This window comes from Kaistella flava (ex Peng et al. 2021), assembly GCF_015191005.1.
Classification (GTDB): domain Bacteria; phylum Bacteroidota; class Bacteroidia; order Flavobacteriales; family Weeksellaceae; genus Kaistella; species Kaistella flava.
This window is the reverse complement of record NZ_CP040442.1, coordinates 3071157-3091899: the sequence shown is the minus strand read 5'-3', so window position 1 is coordinate 3091899 and position 20743 is coordinate 3071157. Positions and strand designations below refer to the sequence as shown.

At 33.9% G+C, this 20743-nt stretch carries 16 protein-coding genes; all 16 read right to left on the bottom strand.

The window, feature by feature from the left end:
- Nucleotides 1-5: 5 nt before the first annotated feature.
- The 16 genes from Q73A0000_RS13870 to Q73A0000_RS13795 all read right to left on the bottom strand — a co-directional run bounded on the left by Q73A0000_RS13870 (nt 6) and on the right by Q73A0000_RS13795 (nt 20561).
- The gene (locus tag Q73A0000_RS13870; RefSeq protein WP_193811528.1) at nt 6-683 is read right to left on the bottom strand and encodes a hypothetical protein; all 678 of its coding nucleotides are present in this window, start codon (nt 681-683) and stop codon (nt 6-8) included.
- Nucleotides 680-1549, bottom strand: coding sequence for a dTDP-4-dehydrorhamnose reductase (gene rfbD, locus Q73A0000_RS13865; RefSeq protein WP_193811527.1), 870 nt, complete (start codon nt 1547-1549; stop codon nt 680-682). The genes Q73A0000_RS13870 and rfbD overlap by 4 nt, the downstream gene beginning before the upstream one ends.
- Nucleotides 1549-2037 (bottom strand): acyl-CoA thioesterase, encoded by a 489-nt coding sequence (locus Q73A0000_RS13860; protein WP_193811526.1) that lies wholly within the window; start codon nt 2035-2037, stop codon nt 1549-1551. The genes rfbD and Q73A0000_RS13860 overlap by 1 nt, the downstream gene beginning before the upstream one ends.
- Nucleotides 2038-2099: 62 nt before the next feature.
- Nucleotides 2100-2594 carry an OmpH family outer membrane protein gene (locus Q73A0000_RS13855; protein WP_193811525.1) on the bottom strand — a complete coding sequence of 165 codons (495 nt, stop codon included), beginning with the start codon at nt 2592-2594 and terminating at the stop codon, nt 2100-2102.
- A 37-nt stretch (nt 2595-2631) separates the two neighbouring features.
- Nucleotides 2632-3270, bottom strand: a complete 639-nt coding sequence (locus Q73A0000_RS13850; protein ID WP_193811524.1) for an OmpH family outer membrane protein — start codon at nt 3268-3270, stop codon at nt 2632-2634.
- A gap of 11 nt (nt 3271-3281) precedes the next feature.
- Nucleotides 3282-5819: an outer membrane protein assembly factor gene (locus tag Q73A0000_RS13845; RefSeq protein WP_193811523.1), complete on the bottom strand. Its 2538-nt coding sequence runs from the start codon at nt 5817-5819 to the stop codon at nt 3282-3284.
- Between the two features lie 28 nt (nt 5820-5847).
- Nucleotides 5848-6600 carry an isoprenyl transferase gene (locus Q73A0000_RS13840; protein ID WP_193811522.1) on the bottom strand — a complete coding sequence of 251 codons (753 nt, stop codon included), beginning with the start codon at nt 6598-6600 and terminating at the stop codon, nt 5848-5850.
- 3 nt (nt 6601-6603) lie between these two features.
- The gene (locus Q73A0000_RS13835) at nt 6604-7521 is read right to left on the bottom strand and encodes a DUF6089 family protein (protein WP_244140748.1); all 918 of its coding nucleotides are present in this window, start codon (nt 7519-7521) and stop codon (nt 6604-6606) included.
- 160 nt (nt 7522-7681) lie between these two features.
- The gene (locus Q73A0000_RS13830) at nt 7682-10165 is read right to left on the bottom strand and encodes an exopolysaccharide transport family protein (protein ID WP_193811521.1); all 2484 of its coding nucleotides are present in this window, start codon (nt 10163-10165) and stop codon (nt 7682-7684) included.
- A 1-nt stretch (nt 10166) separates the two neighbouring features.
- Nucleotides 10167-11027, bottom strand: a complete 861-nt coding sequence (locus tag Q73A0000_RS13825) for a polysaccharide biosynthesis/export family protein (RefSeq protein WP_193811520.1) — start codon at nt 11025-11027, stop codon at nt 10167-10169.
- The gene (locus tag Q73A0000_RS13820; protein ID WP_193811519.1) at nt 11014-12183 is read right to left on the bottom strand and encodes a glycosyltransferase family 4 protein; all 1170 of its coding nucleotides are present in this window, start codon (nt 12181-12183) and stop codon (nt 11014-11016) included. The genes Q73A0000_RS13825 and Q73A0000_RS13820 overlap by 14 nt, the downstream gene beginning before the upstream one ends.
- Before the next feature lie 311 nt (nt 12184-12494).
- Entirely contained in the window at nt 12495-13499 is a 1005-nt protein-coding gene (locus Q73A0000_RS13815) for an EpsG family protein (RefSeq protein ID WP_244140747.1), read from the bottom strand.
- A 250-nt stretch (nt 13500-13749) separates the two neighbouring features.
- The gene (locus tag Q73A0000_RS13810; protein WP_193811517.1) at nt 13750-14748 is read right to left on the bottom strand and encodes a glycosyltransferase family 2 protein; all 999 of its coding nucleotides are present in this window, start codon (nt 14746-14748) and stop codon (nt 13750-13752) included.
- A 4-nt stretch (nt 14749-14752) separates the two neighbouring features.
- Nucleotides 14753-16297, bottom strand: a complete 1545-nt coding sequence (locus tag Q73A0000_RS13805; RefSeq protein WP_193811516.1) for a hypothetical protein — start codon at nt 16295-16297, stop codon at nt 14753-14755.
- Between the two features lie 60 nt (nt 16298-16357).
- The gene (locus Q73A0000_RS13800) at nt 16358-17434 is read right to left on the bottom strand and encodes a formimidoylglutamase (protein ID WP_193811515.1); all 1077 of its coding nucleotides are present in this window, start codon (nt 17432-17434) and stop codon (nt 16358-16360) included.
- Between the two features lie 82 nt (nt 17435-17516).
- Nucleotides 17517-20561, bottom strand: a complete 3045-nt coding sequence (locus Q73A0000_RS13795; RefSeq protein WP_193811514.1) for a T9SS type A sorting domain-containing protein — start codon at nt 20559-20561, stop codon at nt 17517-17519.
- Nucleotides 20562-20743 lie beyond the last annotated feature (182 nt).

The window sequence follows — 20743 nt, the reverse complement described above, 5'->3', positions numbered from 1 at the left end:
TTTCTTTATTTAAAATATTGATAGATCGTTGTTAGAAATTGTCCGTAAGATTGCTCCAATCTTATGATGTCACCAGATTTCAAATTAATTCCCGGATTGCCATATTCATTTGAGTTTACTGAAGCACCCGACAATTGAAAATATTGAACCGGTTGATTTACCTGTGCAGCAATTTTAATGCTTGAACCTAAAAGTTTACGAGTGGAAATCGTGTAGATTTCTCCAGCCTTCAATTTCAACTCAGTATATGTTCTTGGTTCAAAAACCTTCTTATCATTATTAATGGAGATGGTTTGTTTTTTATAAGGCGATGAAATAAAATAAACCATGTTCTCTTCTTTAGGGAAATCCGAAGTTGAAACGTAATACAAACTTAGTTTATAATGAATCGGATCGAATTTAGATAAAGTTCCATCAACAGCTTCAAACGGTTCGTACGAAAAAGCGTTGGCTCCGATTTCTTTCGCTTTCTGATAAATCATGCCAAATACTTTAGCATCATTGTCTGAGAAACCTTGAACTTCAACTTCGCCCAAATATTCGGAAGGAGTCGATTTTGGATTTATTTTATAAAAAACCTTATCATCATTAGGATGAGATTTCACCACTTTATTCAACACGACATTCTGTGCGAAAAAGAACGGTGATAAAGCTATTAAATATAAAAAGAGGAATTTTTTCATTCGTAGGTTGTTGCTAAAGTTTCGATACAATCTTGCAGAGAATGTTCCCAATGAATTGGTTCAATCTTATAAACCTGTTCTATTTTATCCAAAGCCATCGTACTTCTTTTGGGGCGTTTTGCCGGCGTTGGAAATTCTTCAGTCGTAATCGCTTTCAATTTAATTTTTGAGTTAGAGAACTCTGCAATTTTAGAAGCAAATTCAAACCAGTTTGTTTCCGGGTAATTTGAAAAATGAAAGACTCCAAAAGTTTTCGGATCTGATTCAATAATTTTCATCACCGCTTCTGCCAAGTCATTAGCATTCGTTGGTTGACCAAACTGATCTGCAACAATTCCCAATTCCTCTTTGGTTGAAAAAAGATTCAACATGGTCTTAACAAAGTTTTTATTAAACTCTGAATACAACCAAGAAGTTCTGATTACAATTGTTCTTGGGTTATTTTCCATCGCCAATTCTTCACCTTTCAATTTAGAAGCTCCGTAAACGCCTTGTGGATTGGTGAAATTATCTTCTGAATAAGAAATATTACTTTCGCCATCAAAGACATAGTCCGTTGAAATATGAATTAAAACTGTTTTCGTTTTTTTACAAGCTTCTGCTACATTTGCGACACCTTCTGCATTAACTGCAAATGCTTTTTCAGCTTCTTTCTCGGCTAAATCTACTGCGGTGTAGGCAGCGGCATTGATACAAAAATCAGGTTTGTAGTCCTTAACAAAATCTTCAACTGCACCACGATTGGTAATGTCTAAATCTTGAGAGCCAGCGAAATTGAATTCAAATTGATTTTCAAAATGAGTTGCCAATTTTTTAAAACAACTTCCTAACTGTCCATTACTGCCAATTACAAGTATTTTCTTCATTATAGATTTGCCTTTTTATTTTTTTTTCTAAAATATGATACCCGACTTTGAAAATCCTTTTCTTCTAAATCAACCAGGAATTTTTCAAAAAGTTGTTTGGTGTCTGCTGGATGTACGTCTGATTTACGGGTTTTCATATTGAAATAGATCACGGTCATCCACAAAATACTGTGAATGGTTTTACCGTCTTCACTTTTCATTAAAATCTCAACTTTAGAAATACGGTCGCCGACTTCAATAGTTTTACTTGAAATTTGAACTTTCGCATTATAACGAACTTCTTTTAAATAAGCGATTTCATTTTGAATGGTAATCCAGGTACAACCTGTTTTTCTGGTGTATTCTTCATAGGTAAATCCATAGCCGGATTCTACATGATCTTCTCTGGCGTTGAGCATGTATTCCAAATACTTCACATTATTAAGATGCCCGATTGGATCGCAGTCGCTAAATCGAATTCTCGACAGATTTGAAATTTCTTTTTGCATGGTACAAAATTAAAAAAACCATCCCGAATAATCGGGATGGTTTAGGATATTAAAATAATCTCTTAAAGTCCTAATTCTTTTTTTACTAATGGAGTCGCGTCTGGACCTCCCTTGTAAACTAATGCTCCTGCATCGATGATAAAATCGAATCCGCTTGCTTTTGCTACTTTCTCAACTGCTTTATTCAATTTTTCGATAATTGGTTTTACCGCTGTATCTCTTTTTTGAGCTAAATCATTTTGAGCAGTTTGCTGAATTGCTTGCAAATTTTGTTGTTTTTTCTGAAGTTCAGCTTCTTTAGCATCTCTTTGAGCTCCTGTTAATTTAGCTCCTTCAGCTTGATAAGCTTGAACTTCTTTTTGAAACGCTTCTGCTTGTTTATTTAATTCGTCACCTTTAGTTTTACTAAAAGTTTCTAAATCAGTACTCATTTTTTTTGTTTCTGGCATTGCAGCTAACACAGCTTCATAATCCATAGACGCGATTTTCTGCGCCTTTGCAACTCCTACGGTTGCAAACATCATTACTGCTGCAAATAATACACTTAATTTTTTCATAATTGGGGTTAAATTAATTTATTGGTTGGTTTGTTAATTATTTTGTTTGTGGCTCCATTGCTTTCGCACTGGATCTGGTTTTCATTGTTTTCATCTTCTCATTTCTTTCCTCCACTGGACTCCTTTTTACTGGTTTTGAATCAGTTTCGGTTTTTTTAGCCGGGGAATTTTTCAGCAGCAAATCTAACACTTTATCTGTATAGTCGTATCTTTTATCAAGAAAAATAACGCTAATGTTGTTGCTTTTATCAAGAACTATGCCCAAAGTATTCTTCTCTGAAACGGTCTTGATTGCTCCCCAAATTAGATCCTGAAAAGGTTTGGTCAAATTAGATCTCGCATTATTGATTTCTCCCATTGACCCAAAACGATTATTAATCATTCCTTTAATTCTCTTATCTAAATCATCAACTTCTTTTTGACGTTGTTTTAGCTGATCACCGATTAGAAGAACTTTTTCATTTTCAAGAGTCATTTTTTTCTTTTCAAATTCCGTCTGCAAAGTTTGAATTTCATTTTGCCAGTTGGTAATTTGCTCATTCAATCGGGCTTCTGCTTCTTTATACTGAGGCAATTTACCGAGGATATAATCCGTATCAACAACTCCAATTTTCTGAGCATTTGCAGTAATCGCAAAACCTAAAAGGAATATAAATAATAATTGAAATTTTTTCATTCTTCTTAAAATTATAATGATTGGTTCATCAGGAAGTGGGTTTTCCAACCTGCAGGTTCAGTTCCCATAAGGGTTTTATCAAATCCGTAAGCGAAGTCAAACCCAATTAATCCGAACGCTCCCATATAAACTCTAATCCCTAATCCGGCAGAACGTTTCAACTGGAATGGATTATAAGTACCAAATGAGTTATAAGCATTTCCTCCTTCTACAAAAGAAAGTGCATAAATTTTAGCCGTCTGATTCATTGATATTGGATATCTTAATTCTAAAGCAAATCTGTTATAGATTGTTGCTCCACCATAAGGCGTAATATCATCAATTGTTCCTCCTGTAGAAGAAGCGTTTTCATATCCACGAAGTGGCACCAATTCTCTACCATCATATTGACCTCCAAAAAGTCCTGTTCCACCCACATAAAATCTCTCAAATGGTGGCGCACCCAATTCTTTGTTATATCCGTTGATGAATCCCATTTCAGCGGTACTTCTTAAAACTAATTTTCCTGCAACGGTATTATAAATATCAGCTTTCATTTTTACTTTGTAAAACTCAAGCCATTTATATTTATCAATCGCCGTCATGGTCGAATAATTTTTATCACTGAAAAGTGAATAAGGCGGCGTAAATTTCACAGACGCTTCAATATTCGAACCTTGAGTCGGGAAGATCGGATCTAAACCAGCAGAGTTTCTGCTTAACCCAACATTGAAACTAAAGTTCTTTGCAGATCCATAGTATTCAGTGGTATTCCCAAACTGGAAAGGATAGTTCTGGAAATCATAACTCTGAAACTGAATTCCAGTGTACAAAGAGAAATAATCATCCGGCCATCTTAAAAGTCTATTTAAACCAGCACTTGCTGAGAAAATATTTAATTTTTGTGTTGCTCCAAATTGGTCTGTATAACGAACTAGTGATTGGTTAACTCCAACAGACAATGCAGTAGGTTTTGTTCCGAACAACCATGGCTCTGTAAATGAAATACCATAATTCTGGAAGAACTGACCTGCTTGAGCCTGAATAGATAATGTTTGTCCATCACCTTGTGGAACTGGTTTAAAGTCTTTAAACTTCAAGAAGTTTCTCAATGAGAAGTTGTTGAAAGTAAGTCCTAATGTTCCGATAAATGAACCTCCACCGTAACCAGCTTGCAACTGAACCTGAGAAGAGCCTTTCTCTACCAAAGTCCAATGTACATCTACCGTATTATCTTGAGGGTTTGGCGTAATCTGCTGACCAACTTGTTGTGGATCAAAAAACTGCATTCCCGCTAAATCAAAATAAGTTCTTTTGATATCGCTTTTCGCAAACAAACTTCCCGGTTTCGTTCTTAATGAACGAAGAATTACGTGGTCATGCGTTGTTGTATTTCCACTCCAAGTTACACGATTCCAGGTTGCTTTTTCACCTTCATTAATTCTAATTTCCAGGTTAATAGAATCTCCTTTTACTGATTTTTCAATCGGCGTTACATTAGAGAACAAATATCCATTGTTCATGTAGATCGACTTGATATCAGAATCATCTTCTTTACCACCGTCTTCGCCAACTTTTTTGTTAAATCCTACCGCATCGTAAATATCACCCGTTTTGTATCCTAATATTTTTTGTAAATAATCGGTAGAGAATGCTGTGTTTCCTAAGAAATTAATATCACCGATATAGTATTTTTTACCTTCGTTCAGTTTTACATTAATCTCAAATTGATCTTTTGGATTTCTCCAAACAGAATCAGAAACGATTTGCGCATCACGGAAACCTAACGATCTGTAATAGTTAATCAAGTTGCCTTTATCATCCTCATATTTCTCTTCAATAAATTTCGAAGGTTTAAGAATTCCTTTGATACTCAAACTTTTTTGTTTGGTATCTTTAAATCCATTCTTACGAAGTTTATTATCAGAAACACTTTCGTTTCCTTCAAATTCGATATGGCTGATTTTAATCTTTCTGCCTTTATCTACAGTGATTGTCCAGTCCACCAAATTAGGATCACCTGCGTTTACCTGATCTTGAATAGTTACTTTAGCATCAGCAAAACCTTTTTTAATATACTCTTTCGGGATATTGGTTTTCAGCGTTGACACTAAATTCTGAGTAATTTTAGTTCCAGGCTTAAGGTTATTGTCTTTCGCCAATTTTTCGCTTTTCGACTTTCCAATTCCTTTGCCTTTAAATTTAACCTCGCCCAGATCTTTCAAATCCTGTAAGTTAAAACGCAAAACAACCTGGTCACCTTCGATGCTTTCGATATAAACCTCAACTTCAGAAAAAGATTGAGTTTCCCAAAGTTTCTTAATCGCATTACTGATTTTTTGTCCTGGAATTTCTACGCTTTCATTTTTATTAAGACCTGTAAATCTTAAAATTTGAGCGTTCGTATATTTTTTTACACCATCTACGACAATGTCTTTCAGGATATAAGTTCCGGCTTCATTTTGAGCTTGAACAGCATTGTTTTCCTGGGGATTTTGCTGTGGGGTAACCTGACCATAAAAATGGGCTGATGCCACAAACATGATGATGGGTAAGAATTTAAACTTCATTTTTTATCTTGCTAACTATTTCTTATTTCTATATTTGTTCGTCAAGCTGCTCGCTTGTTTTCCCGAATCTTCTTTCTTTGTTTTGGTAATCGTAAATGCATTTAAAGAAATCTTCTTTACCGAAATCCGGCCAAAGTATATCTAAAAACTGCAATTCTGCGTAGGCAATTTGCCAAAGCAGAAAATTACTGATTCTCACTTCACCACTCGTTCTGATTAACAAATCAACTGGCGGCAAATCTTTGGTATATAAATGACTTTCAAAAACTTCTTCAGTAATATCTTCCTCATTCAGTTCACCGCTTTTCACCTGGGCGCTTATTTCTTTTACAGCGTTCAAAATCTCTTTTTGAGAGCCATAACTCAAAGCCAGAATAAGGTTTCCTCTTTTATTATCCTTGGTAATTTCTACCAACTGCATTAATTGCTCCTGAACTAATTCGGGTAGCTTTTTAATATCACCAATGATGTGCATTCGCAAACCTTTGCTAAATATATCTTCTGCCTCTAAAAGTAACGTTTCTGAGATCAAACCCATCAATGTACTTACCTCATCTTCGGGTCTATTCCAGTTCTCTGATGAAAAGGTATAAAGCGTTAGATAAGGAATGTTAATTTCATTACAAGCATTCACAGCGTTTCGCACTGCCTGGATCGCGTGCTTGTGCCCGAAGGTTCTTTCCTTCCCGCGAGACTTTGCCCATCTCCCATTCCCATCCATAATGATGGCAACATGTTTTGGGAGATTATCCAGATTTAATTTTTCTTTTATCGACTGCATTTTTTAATCACAATAACATGGTGGTCTACCGAATGAATAACTTAAACCTATTGAAATAGAGTTTACCCAGTCTTTAGAATTAATGTTTCCTATTTGTCTGTTCTTAAGAAGATCAGCTACTTTCGCCTCAGCCATTTCTTTAAAAGGAGATTCTTGCAAAAGAGATTTGGTTTTAGTTCCAGCAATATCTTTATTATAAGTTACTTTTACACTTGACTCATCAATCACACTGTAATCAATAGAGTCTGAAAAGGTAGGTCTAAACATGAATTCACCAAATAAAGCCCAGTTATAATTAAATTTATATTTCAACCCAATCCCAAAAGGAATCGCCATGGTTAATTTCTTTCCTGAACTATACGTAGCATTTGTTTCGAAACTGTTTGGATCTCCTGTAACCGGCGCAATTGCTTTTCCGCCTGCACCTCTTTTAAAATCATTCTCCACAATTAGTTGCGGTGTATTTGCAAGCAACGCTCCTAATCCCCCGAAAATGTAGGGACTTAATAAACTTCTCTGTTCGTCATTAACAGGGAAAAAATTATATTCGAAAACCAAGTCTGCTTCAACGATTGAATTCGTTCCCCACAGCTTTCTGTCTCGTCGGTATTGCTCTTTTGCCAAAGTATCAATAAATTGAATATGGCTATATCCCAAATTTAACCTTACCGTTTGATAAGGGTTAAAATTCATTCGGTAAAGTATGTTTCCATAGAACGGAATCCCGTAATCAGCAATATTACTAAATACAGGTTTCTGCAAAACATAATTGGTTCTTCCGATGTCCCCAACCAAATTACTCATCCCTAACTGTACTCCTATTTCATGACGTTGCCCTTTGTAGCCAACTGAAATAAAAAACAATGCGATGAGCGTGTAGATAACTTTTTTCTGCATGAATGATTGTACATCAATTTTCATAAATAATTTTGCAAATATAAAACATTTTTATCGTAAGGAAATTCTTAATTTTTAGTTAAATAACCTCAAAAAAGCATAATTTCTTGATTTGAAAACGACGAATAATGCTTTTTATGATTTTAACCAAATAAAAGCCCTCAATATGAACGGCTTTTATTCTTTAATTTTTCCCAATAATTTCTCTAATTTTATTTCTAATCTTAATGAGGGTCGGCTCTTTGTAATTAGCATCTTCTTCGAAGTAGCCGTAGCCATAACCGTAGCCGTAACCATATCCATAGCCGTAACCTTGTTTAACCTGATAATCGTTGTAAACCAATCCTAAGTTCTTCACTTCATGATTATGGTATTTTTCGGTAATCATTTTCAGCATATGCTTTTCTGTATATTCATGCCTAACAATATAGATACTGGCATCTGCATAAGTCATTAATTCAAAAGAATCCGCAACCAAACCGACTGGTGGTGAATCAATCACAATAAAATCATAATGACTTCTTAAATCTTTTATAAAATTAATATTTCGTTCACTCATTAATAACTCTGATGGATTTGGCGGAATTGGACCCGAGGTTGCAACATCCAAATCTGGAATAGAAGTTTTGTTAATGATCTTATCCATATCGACTTCTCCTGTTAAATAATTAGAGATTCCGTATTGGTTATTAATTTTAAAATCACCAAAAATCTTTGGTTTTCTAAGATCCATTCCCAGAAGAATTGTTTTCTTTCCACTTAAAGCCATTACCGAAGCAATGTTAATCGACACATACGTTTTTCCTTCACCACCAATTGAGGAAGTTACCAGAATCACTTTTGATTGATTATCTTCTTTGTGTAAGAATCTAAGGTTCGCTCTAATTCCCCGGAACGCTTCGGAAATTGAAGATCGAGGCTGTTCTAAAACACTAAGATTATTATCATGGCTGCTTTTACCAATAACACCTAATAATGGAATTTTTGTCGCTTGTAATAATTCTTTAATATTCCTAATTCTACTATCTAGCAATTGACCAAGACCCAAAACAAGTAAAGGCAAAAGCATCAATCCTCCGATGATGGTATATTTGGTTTTGGCAATATCTGGCGCAATCGGTCCTTGTCCCAGATTTTTGGCTGGATCAATTACATTGATATCGGATTTATTAGTAGCGACTCTAATCTGTGTTTCGTTCTGTTTGGTAAGTAATGTATTATAAGTCGCTTCGATCATATTATACCCTCTTTCGGCGTCCATGTATTTGCGCTCCTTTTCGGGATATGAAACCAAATCAACATTTGCTCTTGCAATCTCCTGATCGATTTTAGAAATTTCATTAAGGTACGTATTGTAGTAATTTCGAAGTGAACCATTGGAGTTAGTTTTCGCTTCATTAATTAAACGATTAATTTCTCGCATCGGCTCCGAGTTTGGCGTATAGATTAAAGCCAATTCTCTTCGCTTAGCGTACAATGCTTTGAGTTCGGAAACCGTTGCATTGAAAACCCCATCTTCAACTCCTGCCGCATTGGTGCTAATCATTTGATCTAAATTCTGCGACGCCAAAGAGTTTTTAATACTATTTAAAGAGTTGATACGGGTAAGAAAATCTGCTTTCTTAGCATCCAGACTTTTTATATTTTCCAATGATTTTTCGTCACGATCTTTGATGTTATATAATCCCTCCGAAACTTTCATATGGTTTAAAACCGTTGCACTGGAGTCTAATTTTTGTCGAATATTACTCAGATTATCTAACAAATATTTTTCGGTATTTTTATCTACTACATTTCGATCAATTAATCTTTTTTTCTGAAGTTCATCAACCGATGTATTCAGGAAATTAACCGTTCCATTTAGGTTAAAACCACTTTTTCCAATAATCATGATGGTATTAATTTCTTTATCGAAATCAACGGTCATCGTGCTTACCAAATTATTAACAGCACTATTCACGGTGGACAGCGTTACAATAATATTCTCAAATTTTATCTCACTTGGATGAGGGTTTTTCAATAATCTGAATTTTAGATTCGGAGAAGTATACCATTGATTCAGAGCAATCGTTTTATTTGCAGGTCTTTCAAATTTTGGTATGGTACTGAAACCCTCTGTTTCGAAAGAATATACTGAGCTAGACTCCCCTTCCTTAGGCAATACAATTTCAAATCGGTCTCCTCCTTTAGGGATGATTGTTATGGCATAACCTATTTGTTGTGGATATGATTTATCAATCTCAAAGAAAATGGGTGAATCATATTTATCAAGGTAGGTCTGTTTAATTAATCCTGTGGTCATGTAATTAACATACAAGCCCAGTTGTTTTACTAAATACTCATTGTGTGATCTGGAAAGCAACATCTTTTTTAGATAAACTCCATCTTGATTACCTGTTTGTCCCCAAATGAAATTAATCGATTGATTTGGAGTAAAATAACTTGCTGAATTATTCGATATACTTAAAGATAAATTTGAAGCATAGATACGCTGCGCATAATACTTACTATAAACCCAAGAAATGCCATATCCCAGAACGGCCATTAGTAAAAACCAATACCAATTTTTTAATAGTCTCCTGATAAAATGTTCAACATCAAAAATCGCAAACGACCCTATTTTATCCTGTGTTGAAGATGTACTCGAATTTTCTTTTCCCGGAATCATCTTAAAGTTTTGTAAAGATTAAGTAAATCGTCAAAGCTGTGGTAACCAGTGACACTCCAGTAGTCAATGTTTGAATTGGGTCTTTTCCAAATCCGTTCAAGTTTTTAGAACGGGTATTCAGAAATATTTCGTCACCATTTTGAACCCAATAATAGGGAGAATTCATAACATCTTCTCGCGTTAAATCGATTTTGGCTATTTTAATTCCTTCTGGCAGTTTTCTATGAATCACGACATTAGTTCGATCAATAGTTCGATTCAAACCTCCATTAATAGCCAATGCTTCAGTAATTGTCAAAGTGTTTTTATGAGCTGTTTTTTCGCCACCGATTCCTACTGTTTCAACATCTCCTAAAATAGAATAAGTAATACCATCAATATTAAGCCTTGTTTCAGATTTTCCTTCTACAAAATTCATGTTTACTTTTTCCTGAATTTCTTTGGTCATATCTTCAACCGTTCGTCCTTCCGCTTTGATGTAGCCAATTCCAAAAACATTTACATCTCCATTAGAATCAACTTTCAACCCATTAAAATAGATCGTTGTATTACCACCTTGCCCAGAACCTTGATTAGAAACAGTCATACTCCCACCTCCTGAGCCACCCTGACCACCAGTTGATGCCGATGCATTAAGTGCTGAGTAGAATTGTGCCGCATCACCTTGTGGAGTTGTAACTATATTTAATGTTAAAATATCATTTTTGGTAATCCTGTAAATAGGAATATTGTAAGGAACAAGACCTTCTTCATTAATCACCAAACTTTCGTTAGGTTGCATATAACGTACATCTTTACTCGTAATGCACGAAAAAAGGAAAAAAGGCAGAAGAAGCAATAAAGCTGTTTTAAATATTTTCATCAGTAGTTATGTCGTTTTGCAAATTAACAAATAATTTATTAGTTTTTTCTTTAGTATATAAAATGACACGCGGTATATATGCGCCTATAAACCCTAAGATTAACACCACAAAAAGTAAAGCATTGACATTGATATGTCTAAAATAATACGCAACCGAAACCACGAACAAATAATAGACTATTATGTAAAAAGAAGATCTGCGATGTGTTAATCCTAACTTTAAGAGTGAATGGTGAATATGGTTTTTATCAGCACCAAAAATGGACTGTTTTTTAAATATGCGAATGATGATTACATTCAAAGTATCCACGATAGGAAGAATTAATATCGCAACGGTAACTGCAGGTGCACTTTGTAAGAAATATCTAGGAACAGTAGGCAACTGTTTATCAATAAAAATATCAATAAAACAAATTGCTGTAAACGCCAGTAGAAATCCTAAAATCATAGATCCTGTATCGCCCATGAAAATTTTATTATTCCTGTAATGAGAAAGATTATAGTACAAAAACCCAATCACAGAACCAATAATCACTGCAGACAAAACAACCAGTGGATAATTAAACTCTCCTAAACGAAAATAACTTATCCCAAATAAAGCACTACAAATAATTGAATACCCTCCCGATAAACCATCAATCCCATCAATTAAATTAAACGCATTAATTAAAACAATGAAGGTTAACATGCTGAAAAAGACACTGAAGGTATAGTTCAATTCATAAATTCCCAGCACCCCGAAAAAACTTCTTATCCTTACATCAGAACCAAGAACCATCAACGCAGTCACAATGATTTGCGCTAACAATTTCTTATAAGCTCGCATCACCACAATATCATCCATCACCCCTACATAAAGCAAGATGACCAAAGAAGCAAACAAGAATTTATAGAGTTCAAAAAGCTCAAATGCAAATATCGAAGCACATACAGCTAAAGAATAAAAAATAGCGATTCCACCAAGATTAGGTATTTTTCGCAGGTGAGAACTTCTAGTACCAGGTTCGTCCATCAAGTTTTTACGGCGAGAAATTTTCACGATAGTTGGAATAGATGCAAAAGTAATCACAAAAGAAAATAACATCCCCAGTATTAATTTTACATAAAAAATAGAAATTCCCAAATATTCTAACCCATCTTTAATTATATCATTCATAATGTTTACTAAAGGGAGTTAGTATATCTATTTTTTAAGAATTCTCGCTGAACTGCATGCTGTTCCTTAGGTGAAATTTCATCAATTAACGAGAGCCATAAGTTATAAAATAGAAGTTCAAATTTGCTCATTGATTTATAGAGGTCTTAACTCTGTTAATTTATGTTAAGTAACAAAGATATAATTATTTTTACTTTTTGTAATCTTTTCTGAAAATCCCCTCCTATGTTTTTTGATCTTACATCAACTCGCACAAAAAGCAATCAATATTATTGATTTACTGACGATTTACTTTAAATTAAACTTTGATATTACCATAAATAATTTTGATAAGTATCTGGAGTAAAACGTCCAGCTTTTGCTTGATAATGTGAAAAAACGAAATAATAAAAAATCATGAAACACACCAATACAAAATGAAGATATCTTTTTAAAGAAACCTTTTCAATCGATGCTACGATATTAGGTAAAGCCATATATATAAAAAACAGATATATACCGCTAAGTCTTGTTGAGAAAATCGGGCTACCTCTTAATATAAAATAGAGACAAATACCAATAACTCCAAGGTTTCGCATATATTCATAATATGGAATTTTTGCACAGGTTACCTTATTAAAAAACACCAAATAAAACACATAAAGCATAATAATCAAATCCAATAATCCAATTCCTCTACCTTCAGCATTTTCTATACTTACATATCCTGAATAACCTGCATAAACTTCTTGAGGCGCAATACTATCTAAAAAACCCAAACTGTTATAAATCTGAAAAGGTGCTAAAATTGCAGAAATCGCAACGAAAGTTAAAATTCTACTGGAGCTCATCGGTATTAAAACCAACCAATAAGCTGGTAAAAAAATTATTGTTGATTTATGAAAGCCCAAAGCAATATAAATCATCAATAAGAACATCGGTAAATTTCTTTCCTTAATAAATTTAAAGGCGAAAATACAAACCGCCATTCCTAAACCTTGTCTAATTTGTCCAGCATCCGCAACGAAATAAGTTGGAATCAAATAAAGCAATACCGAAAATGCCGGATATGCAACATTTTTTTCGATTGTATAAAATTTTGGAACGATTGCAAATATTGCAACAAATAATGTAAAAACATAAAAAGGGAAACCTAAACTAAAAAAGAGATTATTAAAAAAAAGATAAAGCCACTCGATTTCTAAGTTACTTTTCCGGAAAAGAGCCTTGTCAAATATCTCCGAAAAAGTGGCATCTAATCCATAATAGGAATACATTTGGAAATAAACTTGATAATCCGCTCCTACCCAGTTTCTTAATCCTGATAAAATAATCATTACAATAATGATAATCCAAACCGCCTTAAAATTCCTTATCTCTTTGCCGTAGACCTCCAAAAAACTAAAGCCTATTAGCCCAAGAAAGACAATCGTAAAAAGGGGATGCAGTACCTCCATAAAGTAATTTGTGTATTTTATGAATTACTCCATACACGATAGCAATTCAATTTTTTCATCATGTCCAAAGATAATAGATAATTTTGTCAAATCTGAAATATCATTTTCCGATTTTTATCGATTTATAAAATCATTTTCTATGCAACAGAAATCGCAAAACCTTTTCTTGTTGATATAAATAGAGATAATAGAAAACTCTTTTCTTCAGTGATAAACTATTCAAATAGTTACGTCCAAATCGTTCATAACCGATAATTTCTTTTCTCGTTATGTTCTTTTTTTGCATGAACGATTTTAACTCTAAAGACATTTCCCGATAAACATCACCTTCTTTTACAAAAGCCAAATAAGCTAGGTAGGAATAAACACCTTCCAGAATATTAAAATTCTTAAGCTCTATCTTTTTATCTGAATACTGGGATTTCTCAAAAGCAACATTCACATCTTCTACAGCCTTCAAAATATCCAACCCTTTTCTGGTATGCGTTTTTGTAATTGAATCGGTTCGTTCTAAATATTGATAATGGTAATTTTGAGTTTGCGCAATCGTTTTACAATCTAATAATAATTGTGGAATCAGCTGAATATCCTCAAAATGAATCCCTCTTTTAAATCTTCTGTTTTTAAAAAGTTCGCTTTTAAAAATTTTATTACAGGCAAAATAAGAGAGATCAGAAAAAACTGAAAAATTATCTTTTAAATCTATTTTCTCAGGCATATTCGGAATCTGCGTTAATTTCTGGGTAATAGTTCCATTTTGATCAACTTTCTGCAGATTGCAAATTACCATTTCTGCGTCATGCTTTTTTGCTAAAGAATACATTTCTTCAAACATGGTTTTAGAAACCTCATCATCACTGTCTACGAAACCAATAAATTCCCCAGTCGATTTATCTAAACCAAAATTTCGGGCGTCACTTAAACCTCCATTTTCTTTGAGGAATGATTTAATTTTTAAAGGATATTGTTCTTGAAACTCATCAATAATCAATTGTGAATCATCTGGACTTCCATCATTAATCACCAAAATTTCAATTTCCTCCAAAGTCTGATTAACCAAAGAATCTAAACATTTTCTAAGGTATTTTTCAACTTGATAAACGGGAACAATAATGGAAACTTTCGGCATAAGATTATGGGTTTTCTGTACGTTTTTTATAAAGAAAATAATCTTTACCAATTGGTCTTAACTGATAAATCAATTTTAAAACTATGGGAGCATTATCATGAATTTTTGCAATCGGATAAACTTTCACCAATTCATAATCGTGATCAAACTGCGCAATGCTTTCTGGCTTTATTTTATAAAAACTATCGTTATCTCCAGGCTTTTTCGCAATGGTTAAAATATAATCAGGATGAAATTTATTCACAGAATTAATCCACCAATAATTTTCATCATTCAGCATTTCATCATTGATCCGAGCATTCACCAAACCAACCTCATCATAAGTATAAAGTTGGGTATAAAAAGGAATAATTCCCGCCGGCTCCAACAAAATCGATTTTTCAATACCGACCTCATCTTTATTAATATCTGCAGCAATGGTCATTCTTTGTCGTTCTTCCATATAACCAATCGTGTAAGATTGCACCATTTGAAAAAAATATAATCCGATAAATGAAATTGAAATTACAGCAAGAATACTTTTCTTTTTCCACGTATTTATATTCAAAAAGTAATACAAAATCACCACAAAAAGAAAAACTCTCGGAAGCCAATAATACCAGTCGAAGTAGGCTTTAAAAAAGGAGAAAAGAGTAATTTTAATAAGCGCAAAAACAAGAATCGTCACCAAAACAACTTTTGAAGTTAAGCTTCCTACTTTATTATTTTTAATAATTTTAAAAATCGCATATCCTAAAAAAGTAAGAAATGCAACAAAAAGTAAAAATGTAAAAATTCCGTATTTCTTAATCAATCCACCATAATAGGCCCACTGATAAAGAAGAAATTCAAGACTGTTATTTTGCAGTAAATTTTTATAAGCAATCTTTTTCGCAGTAATGGTATGGTTTACGATTTCTCCAAAATACAGATAATTAAATCCAACCACCGTCACAACGCCTATAATTCCGCCTAAAATATAAATGAAGTTGATTTTCCTTTTTAGATATAAATCTCCCAAAAAGAAGATTCCTAGAAAGATCACAGTATCAATTCTCGTCCAAAGCAGAAGTATTGGCAAGAGAAAATACGCCCATTTTTTATTTTTAAAAAGTCCGAAATATATTAATCCATTATACAGGAAAAACAAAATTCCGTATTCCATTCCGAGGAAAGAAGCGGTTAAGGCAGGAGGGGTTATATTGAGCAGCAGCACAAAAAAGCCACGTTTCATTACATCATTAGGAAAAAGGATTTTCGCTAACCACCAAGAGCCGATTGCAAAAAGAATTCCGCTAAAAATAAGAACTGGATAAATAAATCCTTCGCCAAAAATCAATTGGAAAAACGCAGTGATAAAAACATATAAATGCGTGGTAGAAGCAGAAATTCTTTCATCACCATTAAAACCGATTACGCCATACTTAACAAAATTTTTCGCAACCCGCCAAGTAATAAAAGAATCCTCCTGAATATTCTTCGTAAAAAACAAAGGAATCTTCACCAAAACGGCAAGAAGAATGAGCAAGAAAGGAGTGTTAAAAATCTTTGACAGAGCGGTTTTCATCATTGTGTTTAAGCGTCAAAAGTAAGAATTTTTATCTATCCACGAAACCGCCTGAGAATCGTTTTAATTTCTAAGAAGACGAGGATTCATAATTCCTCTTTTTGCTGCTTCATAATCTGATAGCGAACACGGAATTAAACTCTCTTCTTTCTCATCATCGCCAAAATACCAAAGATCACTAAAGGTCTCGCGCTGGAATGCATATTTCTCGTCATCAATCATCAACCAATAGGTTTCGTAAGATCTTTCAACGGGATGCGATTTCTGAATATTAATTCCTTCGATCAAATGCCAAATCATTTGTGCTAAAAGCTGATGATTCAGAAAGTGTCGTGAATTGACATTATAATTAAAAACTCCAACCGATTTTAATTTCTGACTTAGTCCGATTTCTTTCATATAAGCACAGATTTCTCTTTTATTCAAACCATTAACTTGTGGATTTACAGAAAAACCATCGCCCATACTTTCAACAGCGTCACAATTTAAAGTCACCAAATCTGCCCGACGGAAAAACGGCTCTGTTGTTTGTGTACTGTTCATTAATTCAGCCAAACGAACGACATCGAATTCAACTTCTTTCATCAATTTCACAGAATCCATTTCATTCAAATGTTTCTGATAACCGAGATGATGATAATTTTTTATGCTAAAGGTTTTTGAACTTAAAATTTTAGACAGGAAATTTTTCTCTGTTAATTCCTCGCCATCATTTACCAATGAAATAAGGTTAGAAATCTGAGTATAGTTAATATTCTTTTGATGAAAATTTAAGGCTGAAAAAAGCGAAAGAGCCAGATCATTACTTCCACCAATAACTACAGGAATCGCATTCTTATTATGACACATCGATAAAACCTCCTGCAAAACATAATGCGTATCCTGATGAGATTTCCCGGAAATTAAATCTCCTAAATCACAAACTGGAACTTCAAAATCTAATTTCGACAACCGATAAAGTTCATTTCTCACTTTTTTGAAATCGAGAATTTCTGCGCTGCCATCTTCTATTCCACGATAATCAGAACAAAAAATCAATACGATTGAATTTTCCTTTATTTCATTAAAAATAGTATTTCCGAGTTGCCATTTTTCGGTTTCAATTGCTCTTGGTGGAATTAGAATATCTTCGAGGTTCATAATGAGGTTTATAGATTTTGAACAAAAATAACAAAAAAAGCACCACCAAACGGTGATGCTTTGACTTTAAAAAAAATAACAACTATTGTTTAATTACTTTTTTGGTTACGAAAGTCAGATCCTTCATTATAATTTTTACAATGTACATTCCATTTGATAAATTTCCGGCCCTTACATTACCATTTTCTATTCTTGTTTTCAATAGTAATCTACCGCTTAAATCATATAATTCTACGAATTGCGCATCTTTACTTTTAATATTGAATTCGTCTTTAAATGGATTAGGATATAAATCTACTTGCTTGTCTTTTGCCGGAACTACTACAACCTCATCTGGACTTAATGTTCCTGTATTAATTTGATTTGCAGGTACTCCTAATAATCTTTTTTCATCTTTTGCACATCTAACAGACATTGCTGCTTGTGGATAAACGCCCGTTCCTGTTTGCATTTTACTTCCTTGAAATTGCATCGCAAGTGCATAGCCAGTATTATAATCAGCCATAGAAGCTGTCCAAACACCAGATCGTTCAAAGGTTATTTTATTTTCGCCAAGTTCGCCACGGATTCCATCTTTCGGGAAATTTCCGATTGGAAAAACAGAGTTTTCGAATTTCCAACCACTATTTCCAACAACTCCTGAATAGAAATTTGCAATATCATGCCATTGATCTTGAATAACTCCTGCTTTTCCGTAAGCATCGTTTTGGTAACCGTTGTACCATGGAGAATTACCTTTGGATCCCATATAAAGATTCGTTAAAGTAACATCAGGCACCCTCCATCCTTCCGGACAAGGATCGAAAGGTGATTTTTTATCGCCATGCCCCCATCTGTTATCAGCAGAAGCTCTTTCATCTGAAACCCAGTCTTTTACTTTACTCAAATCATTTCCATAATGATTTCCACCATCATATAATTTTCCTGTACCGGAATGGTATAAAAATCTTAAAGGGTTTTGTACTGAATAGAGAATATTTCCTATTTCTTTTTTATGTTTTCTGGAATTTTTAGATCCATAATTTTCATAAGATGCGGTATGTAAATTTAAATAATCTTCGCCCGAAGTGTCAGAAGAAGTATAAATTACTTTTGAACTTCCTTCCTGAAATATAGGTAACGGATCTTTCCTACCCCATTGATAATGAAGACCGTTTGCTTTTCCTGACTCCAAAGAATTACTTTCTGCTCCTAAATTCCTGTCCATAAAAACAGTAATCATTGGAGGTAATTTAGTTGCTGTTGGATTCACAAAATTATAAGAAGTTGGCGTTGCAGCTTCTGTAAGATAAGTAATCGCTTTTGCGGTGGGATCATCGTTTGTAGCCCAAATATGCCAACTCCAAAGTGCGGGACCATTTATATCGCCATTATGAAGAGAAACAACTGCGTTTCCTGTTTCGCCAGCCATTGTACTAACAGCAATCACTGATTTTCTAATATCGGCGGAAATAGTCTGAAGTGTAACTCCAGTAATTAAATTTTTATTAGAAGTCCAAAGTACCTTCGCTTTTAAATTATTAGCAGCTAACATTTCGTGATCAGAAAGATATTGATTATACACCGAAAATGCTTTACTTACTGGTATATCTACATTTCTTTCATTAACAAGAACGTACGAGTTTGGATTATCTAATCCGACTCTATAATCTTCCTTTTGAGATACAAAATATTGGGTTGCAAAATTTCCAATCTGTGAAACATTAGGGTCGCGCATACATTTTACAGCGTTTCCTGCTTTAGTCGGATTAGTTTCATTATTAAAGATAGCGTGTAATCCAACATTCGTATCCGTTCTGGCAGGATCAGAAATCATTGAAAAAACACGGGCTCCGTCGAAAGCAAAAGTAGCGCTCCAAATACCGCCATTCGCGGCATTATCCTGAAACATAACTCCAACTGGAGCATTAGGTGATACCGCATTGGGGTAATAAACATAACCGCCTGAAATCGTCATAAGGTCTATGTTTCTTGCTCCGCCCTGTGCATTGGTAAAATCCATACCTAAACCAGGATAAACTTTGATTCCGTCCAAACGTGGATTAATAGCATTGGGGAAAATTTGACGAGAATTTACATCAACGTCATCATTTACACCACTATTTTTTCTTCCAAAAATGGATAAATTATTATTCATCGTCTCCCTGCCATAATAGGATGGGATTCGCCAACCATTAGGACAAGGATCCAATTCTGATTTCAATTCGTAAGAACTGCTTTCCTTTTTCAAATTATTATCAGAGCTGCTGGCATTACTATTTCCACCTTTTGCATTATCTGACCATAAATCCCAGGTAACGTAATTTGGACTTACGCCTGCAACTTTATATCTGCTGTTTGAAAACCAACTGCCTTCATTATCAGTATTCACAATATATGTAATTGGATTATTTACTGAATATTGAATGTTTTTTTCAATTTCGTTAAATGGTCTTACTTTAACAGGAATAGTATTGACAGGATCAATTTGTTTGTGTTTAAGTACACCTACCTCACCAGAAATCTCATAAAAATTAGAATCTTTGTAAACCAATGGTGGAAAAGGATCTTTTCTCCCCCACTCATACATCAACCCTCCAGATTTTTGCCATTGATTATCTAAAAAGCTGCTACTTGTAGCTCCAAGATTTCGATCCATATACTGAACAGTAATCAAATTCCCATTGATATCAGTTTCAAAACCTTGCGTATAAGCCACACCATTTTCAGGATTATCAGTAACCCAAATATGCCAGCTCCAATAAATTTTTCCGTTTACTTTAAAAGCAACTACAGCATTTCCTTTACCTCTTCCTTTATTTATTTCTACTTTAATTTTCGAACCGGAAGGAGTTGACCCGCTAACAATTTTCACATCTTCGACCAAGCCGGTAACATCTTCCCAATAAAGAGAAGCTGTTTGTACTCCAGCAGGAATAGGAGTTGGAGATCCGTTCGTTTTTAGATACTCATAATTAGCCCACATTTCATAGGCTTTCAATACCGGAATTTCTATTCCGCCATAATTACTGGTATTTGCAAGTTCTAAATCGTAAATGTAACTATTGGGAGCCTTTGCCCCGATAGAAGTTTGAGAATAGAGAAAATTAGCAAAAAAACAATAAGCTAAAAGTTGATACTTAATCATCCTTAAAAAAATTATATAATTATTATAATTTTTTTAACATCCTTTGTGTGTTTTGTGTTTGTTTTTTTCGTATTTGTGTAAGGCCAAATTTAAAAAGATATTCGACATTATAGGCCTAATCTTCAAAAAGAATAGCTGTTTAAATTTTAATATATATTAACACTTATTTTAATCACATTGTT

Excerpts from the sequence above, each read along its gene's own strand:
- Q73A0000_RS13805 (WP_193811516.1), bottom strand. The coding sequence starts at position 16,297 with ATGATGAAAACCGCTCTGTCAAAGATTTTTAACACTCCTTTCTTGCTC.
- Q73A0000_RS13840 (WP_193811522.1), bottom strand. The coding sequence starts at position 6,600 with ATGCAGTCGATAAAAGAAAAATTAAATCTGGATAATCTCCCAAAACAT.
- Q73A0000_RS13855 (WP_193811525.1), bottom strand. The coding sequence starts at position 2,594 with ATGAAAAAATTAAGTGTATTATTTGCAGCAGTAATGATGTTTGCAACC.
- Q73A0000_RS13860 (WP_193811526.1), bottom strand. The coding sequence starts at position 2,037 with ATGCAAAAAGAAATTTCAAATCTGTCGAGAATTCGATTTAGCGACTGC.
- Q73A0000_RS13830 (WP_193811521.1), bottom strand. The coding sequence starts at position 10,165 with ATGATTCCGGGAAAAGAAAATTCGAGTACATCTTCAACACAGGATAAA.
- Q73A0000_RS13820 (WP_193811519.1), bottom strand. The coding sequence starts at position 12,183 with ATGAATGATATAATTAAAGATGGGTTAGAATATTTGGGAATTTCTATT.
- Q73A0000_RS13845 (WP_193811523.1), bottom strand. The coding sequence starts at position 5,819 with ATGAAGTTTAAATTCTTACCCATCATCATGTTTGTGGCATCAGCCCAT.
- Q73A0000_RS13815 (WP_244140747.1), bottom strand. The coding sequence starts at position 13,499 with ATGATTATTTTATCAGGATTAAGAAACTGGGTAGGAGCGGATTATCAA.
- Q73A0000_RS13825 (WP_193811520.1), bottom strand. The coding sequence starts at position 11,027 with ATGAAAATATTTAAAACAGCTTTATTGCTTCTTCTGCCTTTTTTCCTT.
- Q73A0000_RS13810 (WP_193811517.1), bottom strand. The coding sequence starts at position 14,748 with ATGCCGAAAGTTTCCATTATTGTTCCCGTTTATCAAGTTGAAAAATAC.
- rfbD (WP_193811527.1), bottom strand. The coding sequence starts at position 1,549 with ATGAAGAAAATACTTGTAATTGGCAGTAATGGACAGTTAGGAAGTTGT.
- Q73A0000_RS13795 (WP_193811514.1), bottom strand. The coding sequence starts at position 20,561 with ATGATTAAGTATCAACTTTTAGCTTATTGTTTTTTTGCTAATTTTCTC.
- Q73A0000_RS13800 (WP_193811515.1), bottom strand. The coding sequence starts at position 17,434 with ATGAACCTCGAAGATATTCTAATTCCACCAAGAGCAATTGAAACCGAA.
- Q73A0000_RS13870 (WP_193811528.1), bottom strand. The coding sequence starts at position 683 with ATGAAAAAATTCCTCTTTTTATATTTAATAGCTTTATCACCGTTCTTT.
- Q73A0000_RS13835 (WP_244140748.1), bottom strand. The coding sequence starts at position 7,521 with ATGAAAATTGATGTACAATCATTCATGCAGAAAAAAGTTATCTACACG.
- Q73A0000_RS13850 (WP_193811524.1), bottom strand. The coding sequence starts at position 3,270 with ATGAAAAAATTTCAATTATTATTTATATTCCTTTTAGGTTTTGCGATT.